Below are 13,335 nucleotides of genomic sequence, written 5' to 3' on the forward strand. Positions count from 1 at the left end.
TAGAGGCGATTGCGCGCGAAATCCATGCCCGCGCGCAATCTGTTCAAAGCATCAGGCCTCGTGGAGCGCCTCGGCGGCAGCCCGGCCTCGCTTGGACAGCTTGGTCCAGAGGATGGGGCCGGCAACGGCAGCGATGGCGACAGCGTAGATCGTCAGGGCGATCCAAGAGGTGAAGAGAAACGTGAAATCACCCTGATTGATCATCAATCCACGGCGCAATTGCTCTTCGGCCAGTGGCCCGAGAATGGCGCCGACGAGAACCGGCGCCAGCGGATAGTCGAACCGCCGCATGATGAAGCCGAGTATGCCGAAAACGAGCAGCAGAATGAGGGCGAAGGCCGAACCTTGGGCGCCGACGATGCCGAGCGAGGCGAAGGTCATGATGCCCGCATAGAGCCAGGGGCGCGGGATCGTCAGGAGCTTTACCCAAAGGCCGACGAACGGCAGATTGAGCACCACGAGCATCAGATTGGCAATGAAGAGACTTGCGATGAGACCCCAGACGAGCTGCGGGTTGCTGGTAAAGAGCAGCGGACCCGGCTGCAGACCGTATTGCTGGAAGCCGGCGAGCATGACGGCGGCGGTCGCCGAGGTCGGCAGGCCGAGCGTCAGAAGCGGGATGAGCGTTCCGGCAGCGGAAGCATTGTTTGCAGCCTCCGGCCCCGCAACGCCTTCGATTGCGCCCCTTCCGCTGTCGAATTCCTCGCGCGCGACGCCTTTCGCAGTGCGGCGCTCGGTCGAATAGGACAGGAAAGTTGGAATTTCCGCGCCGCCGGTCGGCAGCGGGCCGAACAGGAAGCCAAGGCCCGTGCCCCGCAGGAACGGCTTGAGGCAGCGCTTCAGCTCGGCAAGGCTCAGCCAGACGGAGCCTTTGACGGCCTGGAGCTTCTCGTTGATCGTGCTCGCCTGCGACGCGATGAACAGCGTCTCGCCAATGGCGAACAGGCCGACCGCAATGATGGCGATATCGATGTTGTCACGCAGTTCCGGCACGCCGAAGGACAGACGCGCCTGGCCAGTCAGGCTGTCGATGCCGACGAGTCCGATGGACAGGCCGATGAAGAGCGCCGTCAGGCCGCGGATGATCGATCCGCCGAAGGCTGCCGAAACCGTAAGGAACGACAGCACCATCAGCGCGAAATATTCCGCCGGGCCAAAGGAGAGCGCCACCTTGACCATCAGCGGCGCGATGATCGCGAGGCCGATCGTGGCACAGGTGCCGCCGAAGAAGGAGCCGATGGCTGCAGCGCCGAGCGCTTTACCACCGCGCCCGTCCTTCGCCATCTTGTTTCCCTCGAGCGCCGTCATGATCGACGCGGTCTCGCCGGGGGTGTTCAGAAGGATTGAAGAAATCGCCCCGCCATACATGCCGCCATAATAGATGCCGGCGAACATGATCATGGAGCCGGTGGCCCCGAATGACAGCGAAACGGGCAGAAGAAGGGCGACGGTCAGTGCCGGTCCGAGGCCCGGCAGAACACCGACGGCCGTGCCGAGCAGAACGCCGAGCAGCGCAAAGCCGAGATTGGCGGGCTGGGCTGCGACGAGCAAACCATCGAAAAGAAGCGTGAACGTATCCATAACCGTCGGAATACTCTCGTTTGGGCCGCGACCGCCGGCTCAAGCCTGAAATTCAGAGGCTTTGTGCTGCGAGCCGCAATTCTGCGAAGGCGGAAACGCCAACTCTAACGAAACAGCGCGTTAAGATACGGCTCGATCAGCCCGGCCGGCAGCGACAGCCCGAGACCCTGGCGAAAGAGCACGTAAAGCAAGGCGGAGATCACCACGCCGACGAACACGGTCAGGACCACCGGCTTGCGGCCGAAACCGCGCGCGGCACCCCCGAACAGGACCCCGGACGCGATGATGAAACCGGCGCCCGCATAGAGCAGCGCGGTCATGCCGGCGAGTGCTCCGATGATCCAGATCACCGGAACCCAGTTCAGCGCTTCACGCTCGGGAAAATCACCGCGCCGCGCCATCACGACTGTCAGCACGCCGAAAACGGCGATGCCGACAGCGACGATGTAAGGAAAAATCTCCGGCCCGATCTGCGCATAGCTGCGCCGCTCGGGATAGGAGGAAGCGTCGAGCGCGATCAGGGCGGAGAATAGAAACAGCCCGATTGCGATCGCCAATCCGCCGAGGTCGAACTTGCGACGGGCCGCCTCGTCGGGCCGGCGCATGTCGGCCCCGCCCTGTTCGTGCGTCGCCATCTTACTGGCTGATGCCGAGGTCGGAGAGGATGGCAGTCGTCGCCTCGATCTCCTGGTTCAGGTAGGTCTGGAACTCTTCGCCGTCGAGATAGGTGTTCACCCAGCCGCGTGTTTCGAGTTCGGTGGCCCATGCTTCGGATTCCGACATCGTCCGGATCGTGTCGGTCAGTGTCTGGCGCTCTTCATCCGAAATGTCCGGGGCGGCTGCGATCATGCGCCAGTTCTGGACGTCGAGGTCGAAGCCCTGCTCGGCAAAGGTCGGCGCGTCGACATAGTCCTGCCGCTCCGGAGCGGTGATTGCGATCACCTTCACTTCGCCGGCTTCGATCTGCGATGCGAACTCGCTGTAACCGGAAATGCCAACGGTGACCTGGCCGCCGAGGATTGCCGCAAGCGCTTCGCCGCCACCGGAGAACGGGATGTAGTTCAAGGCGCGCGGGTCGACATCGGCTGCTTGGGCGAAGAGGCCGGCCGCGATGTGGTCGACGCCACCGGCGGAACCACCGCCCCAGGTGACGGAGCCTGGATCGGCGCGCATGGCTTCGGCCAGCTCTTCGGCATTGTCGATTTCGCTGTCAGCCGGTGCGATGACGACGACATACTCGCCGGTCAGACGGGCGATCGGCGTGACATCGGCAAGCGTGACCGGAGCGGCGTTGGCGATGATGGCGCCAACCATGACGTAACCGCCGACGATCGTTGCCGTCGGGTCGCCTGCCGAGCGGTTGACGAATTGTTGGAGACCGATCGTGCCACCGGCACCGGCAACGTTTTCGACCTGGATGTTGGACGCAAGACCTTCAGCCTGGAGCACCGACTGGATCGAGCGGGCCGTCTGGTCCCAGCCACCGCCTGGCGCTGCGGGCGCCATAATCTTCAGTTCGTCCATCTGCGCGAAAGCGGATGTGCTGGTGAGCAGTGCCGCGAAAGCAGCAGCGAATACGGATTTCTTCAAGATGACCTCCCAAATGTTCTGTTTCGGACGCCATGCGGCGTCGCTTCGAACGGCTGGAAGGGCAATGAAACTGTCAAGGAGCGGTCGCTGAGCAACCTCCTCCCAAGGATCGTTGAGGCCCTCCCAGACCCGATCACGGCAGAAGTTAACACGCCAACCTGTCGTCCACCTGTCAGCCATGTTCCTGCTTGATCATGGAGGCGAGACGATGCCGCGCCAGGTCTCCAGAAAGCGCGCGCGCCGCTGCTGGTCGAGCGCGACCATGAGCGCCGGGCCGAGCGCGATCGGCTGCACCGCGCCTCGCCCCATCTCGGTAATGTTCGCCGCCGTCCAGATGCCGCGCACGCCACCCCGCACCGCGCCGAGCGCCGTCGGTCCCGCTGCCACCGCCTGGCCCTCGTCGGAAAGGAGAAAATCGAGAAAGAGCCTCGCCGTTTCGGCATTCGGCGCATCCCGTGCGATCACCGCGCTGCGGGTCAGCACCAGCACGTAATCATCGGGCACGATGATCTGGATGTTCGCGCCCTCCGCCTGCCGAGCAAACGCGTAGGAGCCCAGCACATTGTAGGCGATCGCCAGTTCGCCGGCGTCGACCCGATCGAGAATATCGGGGCTCGATCCGCTGAGCACGGCGCCCGTGCGCCCGAAGGCAGAAGCGAGGCGCCAGAACTGCGATGAAATCAGTTGATCCTGCACGGCGAGCAGGTAGCCGACCCCGCTCGTTGCGATGTCGTAGGTCGCGACCTTTCCCGTCAGGCGCGCGACATTGCCTTCCAGAAACTCCGCAAGCGCCAGATGCGTGCGCGGCGCTTCATCCTGCGAGACGAGATCGGGATTGTAGACGATCACTGCGGGCTCGAAGGTAAACCCGAAAACCTCGTTCCGCCACGTCGCCCAATCCGGCATCGACGCCACCGTGGGATCATGCCTCAATACGTGCCCATCGTTGGCAAGCTTCACCTGCAGATCGGACGAAGAGCTGATCATAAGATCAGCCGGGGGATCGAGCGTACCGGCAAGATAATTCTCGTACATCAACAGCGTGTCGGTCTCGTCGTAACGGACAGCGACGTCAGGATAGCGCTCCTGGAAGGCCTCGACGAACAGCGTGAAGAGCCGCGTATCCGTCGTTCCAACGATCGTCAGCGTTGCGAGTTCGACAGATCTTGCGGGAAACAAAAGAGGCTCGGCAGCGGCTTGGTGCGACGGCATGAACCATGCGCCGACCAGAAGCGCGATCGCCGCAGGGATCGCCCCTCGTCCCGCGCGACCCTCCCGGCGATCGCTTCCGCGCCCAAAAAGGGGCAGGCATATCTCGGCAACAAGTCCACCACCTGCACGGTCCTTCAGTGTGAAGCGCCCGCGATGCGCCTCGGCCACGCGGCGCACGATCGCAAGGCCCAGCCCTGAACCCGGCTGATCGCCGGCGCTCGCACCGCGGCGAAAGCGCTCCATCACGGCCTCCTTCTCCACATCGGGGATACCAGGCCCCCGATCGAGAACCGACAATTTGAGCACGTCACCGTTTTCTTCCTGTGCGCGTTCCACGCGGATGATCACGTCGCCCTGCGAATAGGCGAGCGCGTTGTCGACCACGTTCTTCAGCATCTCGCGCATGACGACGCGATCGGCGGGAAAGCCGATCTCCGCCACATCGGCTTCCATCTCGACGCTGATGCGCATCAATTGGTCCGGATCGAGCCGCTGCGCCACTTCGTTGACCAGCGCACCGATAGCCGTCACCTGCACGTCGCGCATATCGAGACGATGCGAGACCGTCGCATCCATCAGCAACTGGGTCACAAGCTGGCTCGATTGCACGGCACCTTGATGGATCCGCTCGACACGGGCCCGCATGGCATCCGGATCCGTTTCGTCCATGGCGACCTCCGCCTGTGCGCGCAGCGATGCGAGCGGCGTACGCACCTGGTGGGCCGCCTCCGCCACCAATTCGCTGAGACGCACCATCGACTGGTTCAGCCGTGCCATGAATTCGTTCAGCGCCCCGACAACGTGGCGCACCTCCACCGGCACCGGAATGTCCACCGGCGAGAGATCGTCGGGCGAGCGGGCGCGCAATTCACGTTCCAGCGTGAGCAGCGGCGCAAAAGTCCGCCGGATGAGATACCAGACGAGCCATGCGGCGAGCAGGGTCAGCACCAAGAGCGGCACCAGCGCGTTGTTGACGATCTCGCGCGACAGCGTTTCGCGCGCACCTTGCGTTTCGGCGACACGAATCGTGACCCAGCCGGTTCCGTCCGCCGTCGAAATCAGGCGACCGACGCTTGCAACCCGCACGACTTCGCCGCCATAGCGCACGTCATCGAACTCGGCATCGAGCGTTTGCGCAAGCGGCATATCGGCAGCAAGATCGTCATAGCCGGTGACGAGCGAGCCATCCGGCGCGCGCACCGAATAGAACACGCGGTCGTCGCCCGACACCATCGCGAAGGACGCATAAGGGAGCTCCACCGTCACGTCGCCGTCCTCGATCTGCACCGCGCCGGCGATGGTGAGCGCGGAGGCCGCGAGCAGCCGGTCGAAGGCGCGATCGGAAGCGCGCTCGGCGTAGTCCCTGATAAACACCACGAGCATGAGGGCGGCGGCCACGAGGAGGATCGCGGCAAGCGCGGTGATCCGACGGCGGATGGAGAAGCTGTCAGCGTGCATCTGCCGGCCGAGCCTCCGCATCGGCCCTGGCAAGATACCCGATGCCGCGCACCGTCAGGATCGACACGCCGGAATTCTCGATCTTGCGGCGCAGGCGCGACACGTAGAGTTCGAGCGCATTGACGGCGACATCCTCGTCGATCGAAAAGAGCTGCTGCATCAAGCGCTCCTTCGCAACCACCTGGCCGGCGCGCGACAACAAAATCTCCAGAAGCCGAAACTCCCGTCTCCCGATCTCGACCGGCACGCCTGCGATCGTGATCGAGTGCGCCGCGGTTTCCATCACAAGATCGCCGAGCACCATGCGGCTGGTTACGTGCCCCGTCGGCCGGCGCATGAGCGCGCGCAAGCGTGCTTCCAACTCGCGCAGATCGAACGGTTTGACGAGATAATCGTCGGCCCCCATGTCGAGCAGACTGACGCGGTCGTCGATTTCCGAGCGCGCCGTGACGACGAGCACTGGCGTATCGTCGCCGCCGCTGCGCAGCGCCGATATCACCGAAATCCCGTCGCGCTGCGGCAGCATGAGATCGAGGACGATGGCATCGAACGACGCATCGCGCGCAAAAGCAAGCGCTGCTTCTCCGTCGCGCACCCAATCCACCGAATGGCCGGAGCGTTTGAGCCGTCCTTCCACCGCTTCGCCCAGATCGCGATTGTCTTCGACCAGCAGAATGCGCATCGGCCTGAATGATCCCCCTTGGCGCTGCGGCACTCGCAGCGTGGCGGATTTTCAAGCCGAAGCCCGCAAAAAGCAATTCCAACCTGGGGGATAGATCAGGGGTGACAACCGATCAGAACTGAACGCGAAATGCGCGGTCGGGATCGGCCTTCAGCCCATAGACTGAGTGATATTCGAGCGCTTTGGTGACGACTGCCGGATCGCCCTCGAGCTGGTCAGGCTGCAGCAATTCACCGATGGTGAATTCGAAAGTCTGGCTCTTCTTGTTGAGGAGCTCGTGAAAGACCGTCATGTCGCGCAGCTCTGTCGACCATTTCGACAGCCAGTAGAACAGGCCGGAATTGCGCGCCGTCATGTGGACCGGCAGGATCGGCAGCCCGTATTTGCGCGACAGCGAAATCGCCGAAGACTTCCACGGCCGCTCGTTGAGCGTGCCATTGGCCCAATAGGCAATGCGGCCCGACGGAAACAGCACCGTCGCTTTTTCTTCCTTCACGGCGCGCGTCGTCAGCTGCAGCGTTTCGCGCGCTTTCAACTTGCTCTTGTGCTCTTCACGCCACTCGACCGGGATGACCATCTCCACGAAGCGTGGGTTGACGCGAATGGCATCGCGATTGGCAAAGAACATCATGTCCGGACGACGGTTCTTCAGAAGGTCGAAGACGGCGATGCCGTCGGCAATCCCGGTCGGGTGGTTCGACACCATGATGAAGCCGCCCTTTTCAGGGATGCGCTCGCCGCGGTTCACCTCGACATTCAGGTTTAACTGAGCGCTGGCATATTCGAACGCCTGGAAGCCTGGCATGTTGGCGACGGCGTCTGCAAACTGCAGCGCCTTGCCGTAGTGCAGCGCGCTGTAGAGGAATGGCCGCATCACCGGCCAGAGAGGATGATTGACCAGACGCTGCCCGCGCTCGGCGATGAGCTCATCGACAATATGGCCGGGGCGGCCTTGGGACAGCAGTGCAATGGCATCGACCACGCCGTGAATATCGCGCTTCTGCACCATAAGTGTCCCCGTTATCGCGTCCAACCGGACATCGCATGCTCTTGTAAAGACAGCATGACAGCCCCTTTTCCGACATCACTCACTAACATCGTAACCCTTATATAACCATTGTCGCAGAGGCTTCGAGGAAAGCCACTGGATATCAAATGACGTTTCTCGGGCGTAACGTAGCGTGACAACCGACCTGCTCCCTGCCGCACCGGATGTGATGATGCAGCGTCAGCGATGGCTTGATGGCCTCAGCATACAGCGGCGTCTGTCAGCGAACACACTTGAGGCTTACGAGCGTGATCTCCGGCAATTCCTCCAATTCATGAGCAGGCACATAGGTTCCATGCCTGCCATCGCCGATCTGGCAAATCTTCGTCCGACAGATCTGCGCGCCTTTCTTTCCAGCCGTCGCCGCGACGGAGCGGGGGCACGCACGCTGGGACGCGGGCTTGCAGGCGTCCGCTCGTTCCTGCGCCATCTGGAACGCGAAGGCCTCGTGAACGCGGCAGGCGCCCGCCATGTACGCGCACCCAAGACCGGGCGAAGCCTGCCGAAGCCCCTGTCGGAAGAGCAGGCCGTCGCCGTCGCGAATCTCGATGATCAGATGTCCGACGAACCCTGGATTGCTGCCCGCAATGCCGCCTTGCTGACGCTGCTCTACGGCTGCGGTCTTCGCATCTCGGAAGCGCTTGCATTGACGCCGGCGTCTATCGGCCCGACCACGACGACGCTGCGCATTGCAGGCAAGGGCGGCAAGACGCGGCTCGTTCCGCTCATGGATGTCGCCAGACAGGCAATCGCCGAGTACCTAAGACTTTGCCCCTATCATCTCGCAGCGCCGGAGCCGCTCTTTCGCGGCACTCGTGGCGGCGCGCTTCATGCGGCAATCATCCAGAAGGAAATGCGCAAGATGCGGTCGGCGCTCGGGCTCCCCGATACGGCGACCCCGCATGCGCTCCGCCACTCCTTCGCCACGCATCTTCTGGCTGGCGGAGGCGATCTCAGGACCATCCAGGAACTTCTCGGGCATGCGAGCCTTTCCACCACCCAGATCTACACCGGCGTCGACAGCGCGCGGCTCCTTGCCGCCTACCGCGCAGCCCACCCGCGCGCCTAGAGCGTCGCCAGGCGAAGTGGGCACCGGTTCAACGTTGGGAAACGCGAGGACGGAGCGGCATTAACGATTTCTTGCGCGGGCGAATGTTATCGCAGAGCGATCAACAGCACCGGGATGTCTCGTGATCGCACGCATCAAAACCGTCACCGAAGAGCATCTGGCGCGCGGCGTCATCGGTTTTCTCGGATTGATCCACCTCATCATGGCGCTGAGCCTCCTCATGGTGCTGGCGACGCTTGAGCGCGCCGATGCGCAGGAGCAGCCAGCCGCATGCGGCGGCGAGAACCTCATCGACCGCATGCGCGCCGAAGACGATCCACGTCTGCCGGCATTGCTGGAAGCGGCAGCGGCGACACCCAATGGTGAAGGCCTGTTGTGGCGTGTCGAGAACGAGGAAGGCGTCGCCTCCTATCTTCTCGGCACCATGCATGTCGCCGATCCGCGCGTGACGGAACTGACCAACACCGTGAGCCAAGCGCTCGACGCATCGGAAACCGTGGTCATCGAAACCGACGAGATCCTCGATCCCGAAGTGGCGCAGGCGGCGCTCATCGCGCGCCCCGAACTGACGATGTTCACCGATGGCCGCACCCTGCGCACCGTGATGAGCGACGAGGATTTCGCTCTTGTCGAAACCCGGCTCGATGAGCTCGGACTGCCGGTCGACGCTCTCGTGCACATGAAACCGTGGATGATCGCCGGTCTCGTTGCGCTTCCGGCCTGCGAACACGCGAGAAAAGCCGAGGGTGCCGCCTTCCTCGACCAGATGCTCGCGGAACAGGCGCTGGCAGACGGCAAGGCCGTCGACGGACTTGAAACCATTGCCGAGCAGCTTGACGCCATGGCCAGCCTGTCGCTCGAATTTCATGTGCGCGGTCTGGTGGAAACGCTGTCGCTCGGGCCCCTGCTCGAGGACGTCACGGCGACGATGACGGATCTCTACGTCGCGGGCGAAACCGGCATGATCATGCCGATGCTCCGCGAGGCTGCTCCTGAGGGTCATGAGAGAGACGCACAGGGCTATGCCGATTTCGAAGAGCGGATCGTCCTTGCCCGCAATCGCATCATGGCGGAACGCGCCGAACCGTTCCTGGATGAAGGCCACGCCTTTATCGCGGTCGGTGCGCTGCACCTGCCCGGCGACGAAGGCGTTATCGAACTGTTGCGCGATGCCGGCTATTCGGTCGAACGGGCCGATTGAAACGGCGGCCGGTCAGCCGCTGCTCCCTTGTCATGCTCGAAGCCTAGTTGGTCGTCTGACCTTCCCGCGCGATGAACTGGCCGCCGAGATACACATCCTGACCGCCGCGCGTTCCGTTTGCCTGGAACACGCCACCGACGGCATCCGCGTTCTGCCCCAGGAACGACCCGGTCACTGCAGAATCCGTGAAGCTTGCAACGGGTGTCGCCCCCTGCAGCATGGTCACCGATCCACCATCGAAATGCTGGCCGCTGATCTGCGAGCCATCCAGCCGCAGCGAGAAGTCTGCTGCCTGTTGCGCCCCGAAGCGACGCAGATTGGTGATCTCGCCATCCACCGTCCCGGCACCGAAATCAGCGACCATGCGTACATCGCCACCGTAATCGACCTGGCTGTTGGACACGCCCGTGCCCGTCGCCACGCGCACGTAAGCGGCACCCTTGTCGGCATTGCCAGTATCGGTTCCGATGAAGGTTGCGACGCCCGTGCGGCTCGCCACGGTGGAAGCAGGCGCAAAATCGCCGCCATAGAAGATGCTGATCGTGTCGATCGGTTGGGTGACGTCGATGCGATCCTGATGATGATCGATCGTAAAGAATTCGTCCGTACCATCTTGGTCGGCATCATAATACGTCACCATCACATCGGCGACCGAAGTGCCGGAAACTCCCATAAATTCCGACTGTAGAGCGTTTGTCGTCGTGATGCCCCGCGCGTCGGTTTGCGCTTCCGCAGTAACTCCCGGAACAGCCGAACCATCGCGGTATCGGCCTCCAGTCGCTACTACGACTGACCCGCCTGCCTGCTTCGCGGTGGACAGATCAGCCGTGCCTTCGATCGGAGCACTCGAGGTCACGAGATCGCCGGTTGGCACATAGGCGAACTTGCCCTGCTCATAGATCGGAACCGGTGTAGGAATCGGCTGCTGCGCGCGCGCAAACTTGGTCGAAACGCCGCGAATGGCGCTGCCGGTTCCACCTCCTGCGCCGCCACCTGCGCCACCACCGCCGGGCGTGCCGCCGGCACCGGCGCCTGGCCCGATCGATCCGGTCGTGGTCGAACCACCGCACGCGGCAAGCGCCAGCACCGGCGCCAGCGCAAGCACTGGCAGAATTTTCATGGTCATTGTCTGTCGTCCCCAGCCCATATGTTGAGACGCGCGCCGCCTGGTTCAGGTTCGGCGCACGCTTTGCGGGACTAGACAGACGACAGAGCGTGCACGGGTACAATCACCCGTACAGGTGAGAAAGCGGCGTCTCTTGGAAGACGCCGCTCTCGATACTTTTACATATGGATGGGCTTGAAGAAGGTGGCGAGCGCGGCTTCCTTGACCGCCTCCGACAAGGTCGGGTGGGCATGGCAGGTGCGCGCAAGATCTTCCGCCGATCCGCCGAACTCCATCAGCACGGCTGCCTCATGGATGAGATCACCCGCACCGGCGCCGACGATGTGCACGCCAAGCACCCGGTCGGTGTCCTTGTCGGCGAGGATCTTGACGAAGCCTTCGGTGGCCAGCATCGCGCGGGCACGGCCGTTTGCGGTGAAGGGGAACTTGCCGGCCTTGTAAGCGACGCCGTCAGCCTTCAGTTGCTCTTCGGTGCGGCCGATGGAGGCGACTTCCGGCTGCGTGTAGACGACGCTCGGAATGACCTCGTAATTCACGTGACCGGCCTGGCCGGCGATGATCTCGGCTACGGCCACGCCTTCGTCTTCGGCCTTGTGGGCAAGCATCGGACCCGCGACGACATCGCCGATCGCGTAAACGCCGGGCACCGAAGTCTGGAAATGCGCATCGATCTGCACGCGACCGCCCTTTTCCATGACTACGCCGGCATCTTCGAGGCCGAGCCCGTCCGTGTAAGGCCGGCGTCCGGTCGCAACGAGCACGATATCCGCGTCCACCGTCTGCGCCTCGCCGCCCTTGGCGGGTTCGAACGTGACGGCAGCACCGGCATCCTTGCGCGTGACGGCCGTTACCTTCTGGCCAAGCTTGAAGTCGAGGCCCTGCTTGGCCAGCATGCGCTGGAACTGCTTGGAGACTTCGCCGTCCATGCCACCGAGGATCGCATCCAGATATTCGACCACGGTGACCTTGGCGCCGAGACGCGCCCAGACCGAGCCGAGTTCGAGACCGATGACGCCGCCGCCGACAACCACCAGGTGGCCGGGCACCTTCTCCAGTTCCAGCGCGCCGGTCGAAGAGACGATGACCTTCTCGTCGAAGGCAACGTCGACGCCGGGAATGCCCGCAACGTCCGAACCGGTGGCGATGACGATGTTCTTCGCCTCGATTTCCTGGCTTTCGCCGCCCTCCGTCGTCACCGACAGCTTGCCTTCGCCGAGCACCTTGCCGGTGCCGACGAGCACGTCGATCTTGTTCTTCTTCATGAGGAAGGAGACGCCATCGACATTGGCCTTAACGACGGCATCCTTGTGCGCCATCATCGCCGGCAGGTTGAGCGTCGGTGTTCCGACCTCGACACCGAGATCGGCATGGCTGTGGCCCGCTTGATGGAACACTTCCGAAGCATGCAGCATCGCCTTGGACGGAATGCAGCCGATGTTCAGGCAGGTGCCGCCAAGCGTCGGGCGCTTCTCCACGATCGCGGTCTTGAGACCAAGCTGCGCAGCCTTCACGGCGCAGACATATCCACCCGGTCCAGAACCGATGACGACGACATCGTAAGCCATTGAATGAAATCCTTTCGTTTTTGAAGACCGGCGGCGCGCGTTCAGCGACCACCGGTGATATCGAGGACGGTACCCGTCGTGTACGAGGCTTCGTCCGAAAGCAGCCAGAGAATTCCGCGCGCGACCTCGTCGGCAGTGCCTTCGCGCTTCATGGGAAGTGCATCACGCACCTGCGCGACGCGGTCGGGCTCGCCACCCGAAGCATGGATATCCGTGTCGATGATACCGGGACGGACGGCATTGACGCGAACTTTTTCGGCCGCGACTTCGAGCGCAAGACCCTTCGTCATGGTCTCGACCGCGGCCTTCGACGCTGCATAATCGACGTACCAGCCGGGGGAGCCAAGGCGTGCGGCTGCCGATGATAGATTGACGATCGCACCGCCCTGCCCGCCATGCCGCGTCGACATGCGCCTAACCGCTTCGCGTGCGCACAGGAAGCTGCCCGTCACATTGATGCGGAACATGCGCTCCAGTCGATCGAGGCTGATCTCGTCGACCCGTGCCATGCGATCGACGACACCGGCATTGTTGACCAGGGCATCGAGCCTGCCGAAACGCCGATCGATCTCCTCGAAAACAGCAAGGATGTCCGCCTCCCGGCCAACGTCCCCCGCCACCGCGAAGGCTTCGCCGCCTGCAGCTTTGATGTCGGCGACCACCCGTTCGGCCGCCTGCTCATCGGAGACGTAGTTGACGGCGACGCGATAGCCGCGTGCTCCCGCAAGACGACAGACGGCAGCGCCGATGCCACGGCTTCCGCCGGTGACGAGCAGTGACGGTGCCTTGCCGTTCATTGCGCT

General features: G+C 63.2%; 11 protein-coding genes. 2 read left to right on the forward strand and 9 right to left on the reverse strand.

The features are described 5' to 3' along the window. Positions 1-51 precede the first annotated feature (51 nt). From QQL76_RS15555 to QQL76_RS15580, 6 genes are all read right to left on the reverse strand, one after another. Positions 52-1,581 (reverse strand): tripartite tricarboxylate transporter permease, encoded by a 1,530-nt coding sequence (locus QQL76_RS15555; protein WP_499208435.1) that lies wholly within the window; start codon positions 1,579-1,581, stop codon positions 52-54. 104 nt (positions 1,582-1,685) lie between these two features. Beyond that, the gene (locus tag QQL76_RS15560) at positions 1,686-2,216 is read right to left on the reverse strand and encodes a tripartite tricarboxylate transporter TctB family protein (protein ID WP_499208436.1); all 531 of its coding nucleotides are present in this window, start codon (positions 2,214-2,216) and stop codon (positions 1,686-1,688) included. 1 nt (position 2,217) lies between these two features. After that, entirely contained in the window at positions 2,218-3,171 is a 954-nt protein-coding gene (locus QQL76_RS15565) for a Bug family tripartite tricarboxylate transporter substrate binding protein (RefSeq protein WP_245451412.1), read from the reverse strand. A 192-nt stretch (positions 3,172-3,363) separates the two neighbouring features. Continuing rightward, complete coding sequence (locus QQL76_RS15570; RefSeq protein ID WP_499208437.1) at positions 3,364-5,841, reverse strand: extracellular solute-binding protein; 2,478 nt, start codon at positions 5,839-5,841, stop codon at positions 3,364-3,366. Further along, complete coding sequence (locus QQL76_RS15575) at positions 5,831-6,523, reverse strand: response regulator transcription factor (protein ID WP_499208438.1); 693 nt, start codon at positions 6,521-6,523, stop codon at positions 5,831-5,833. Before QQL76_RS15575 ends, QQL76_RS15570 begins: the two co-directional genes overlap by 11 nt. 112 nt (positions 6,524-6,635) lie before the next feature. Then, entirely contained in the window at positions 6,636-7,532 is an 897-nt protein-coding gene (locus tag QQL76_RS15580) for a GNAT family N-acetyltransferase (protein WP_499208439.1), read from the reverse strand. 208 nt (positions 7,533-7,740) lie between these two features. Between QQL76_RS15580 and QQL76_RS15585 the strand changes: the two genes are divergently transcribed. Both QQL76_RS15585 and QQL76_RS15590 read left to right on the forward strand, forming a co-directional pair. After that, entirely contained in the window at positions 7,741-8,640 is a 900-nt protein-coding gene (locus QQL76_RS15585) for a tyrosine recombinase XerC (RefSeq protein WP_499208951.1), read from the forward strand. Between the two features lie 202 nt (positions 8,641-8,842). Next, positions 8,843-9,841 carry a TraB/GumN family protein gene (locus QQL76_RS15590; protein WP_499208952.1) on the forward strand — a complete coding sequence of 333 codons (999 nt, stop codon included), beginning with the start codon at positions 8,843-8,845 and terminating at the stop codon, positions 9,839-9,841. 43 nt (positions 9,842-9,884) lie between these two features. On the opposite strand, the gene QQL76_RS15595 is transcribed toward QQL76_RS15590, so the two are convergent. The 3 genes from QQL76_RS15595 to QQL76_RS15605 all read right to left on the reverse strand — a co-directional run bounded on the left by QQL76_RS15595 (position 9,885) and on the right by QQL76_RS15605 (position 13,329). Continuing rightward, positions 9,885-10,967 carry a HupA family protein gene (locus QQL76_RS15595; RefSeq protein ID WP_499208440.1) on the reverse strand — a complete coding sequence of 361 codons (1,083 nt, stop codon included), beginning with the start codon at positions 10,965-10,967 and terminating at the stop codon, positions 9,885-9,887. Between the two features lie 158 nt (positions 10,968-11,125). Next, the gene (gene lpdA / locus QQL76_RS15600; protein WP_499208441.1) at positions 11,126-12,532 is read right to left on the reverse strand and encodes a dihydrolipoyl dehydrogenase; all 1,407 of its coding nucleotides are present in this window, start codon (positions 12,530-12,532) and stop codon (positions 11,126-11,128) included. A gap of 41 nt (positions 12,533-12,573) precedes the next feature. Beyond that, the gene (locus QQL76_RS15605) at positions 12,574-13,329 is read right to left on the reverse strand and encodes a Rossmann-fold NAD(P)-binding domain-containing protein (protein WP_499208442.1); all 756 of its coding nucleotides are present in this window, start codon (positions 13,327-13,329) and stop codon (positions 12,574-12,576) included. Positions 13,330-13,335 lie beyond the last annotated feature (6 nt).

This window comes from Rhizobium albus, from assembly GCA_030160035.1.
Classification (GTDB): Bacteria; Pseudomonadota; Alphaproteobacteria; order Rhizobiales; family Rhizobiaceae; genus Georhizobium; species Georhizobium albus.

Coding starts and splice junctions, on each gene's coding strand:
- lpdA (WP_499208441.1), bottom strand. CDS start 12,532: ATGGCTTACGATGTCGTCGTCATCGGTTCTGGACCGGGTGGATATGTC.
- QQL76_RS15575 (WP_499208438.1), bottom strand. CDS start 6,523: ATGCGCATTCTGCTGGTCGAAGACAATCGCGATCTGGGCGAAGCGGTG.
- QQL76_RS15580 (WP_499208439.1), bottom strand. CDS start 7,532: ATGGTGCAGAAGCGCGATATTCACGGCGTGGTCGATGCCATTGCACTG.
- QQL76_RS15585 (WP_499208951.1), top strand. CDS start 7,741: ATGATGCAGCGTCAGCGATGGCTTGATGGCCTCAGCATACAGCGGCGT.
- QQL76_RS15595 (WP_499208440.1), bottom strand. CDS start 10,967: ATGACCATGAAAATTCTGCCAGTGCTTGCGCTGGCGCCGGTGCTGGCG.
- QQL76_RS15555 (WP_499208435.1), bottom strand. CDS start 1,581: ATGGATACGTTCACGCTTCTTTTCGATGGTTTGCTCGTCGCAGCCCAG.
- QQL76_RS15570 (WP_499208437.1), bottom strand. CDS start 5,841: ATGCACGCTGACAGCTTCTCCATCCGCCGTCGGATCACCGCGCTTGCC.
- QQL76_RS15590 (WP_499208952.1), top strand. CDS start 8,843: ATGGCGCTGAGCCTCCTCATGGTGCTGGCGACGCTTGAGCGCGCCGAT.
- QQL76_RS15560 (WP_499208436.1), bottom strand. CDS start 2,216: ATGGCGACGCACGAACAGGGCGGGGCCGACATGCGCCGGCCCGACGAG.
- QQL76_RS15605 (WP_499208442.1), bottom strand. CDS start 13,329: ATGAACGGCAAGGCACCGTCACTGCTCGTCACCGGCGGAAGCCGTGGC.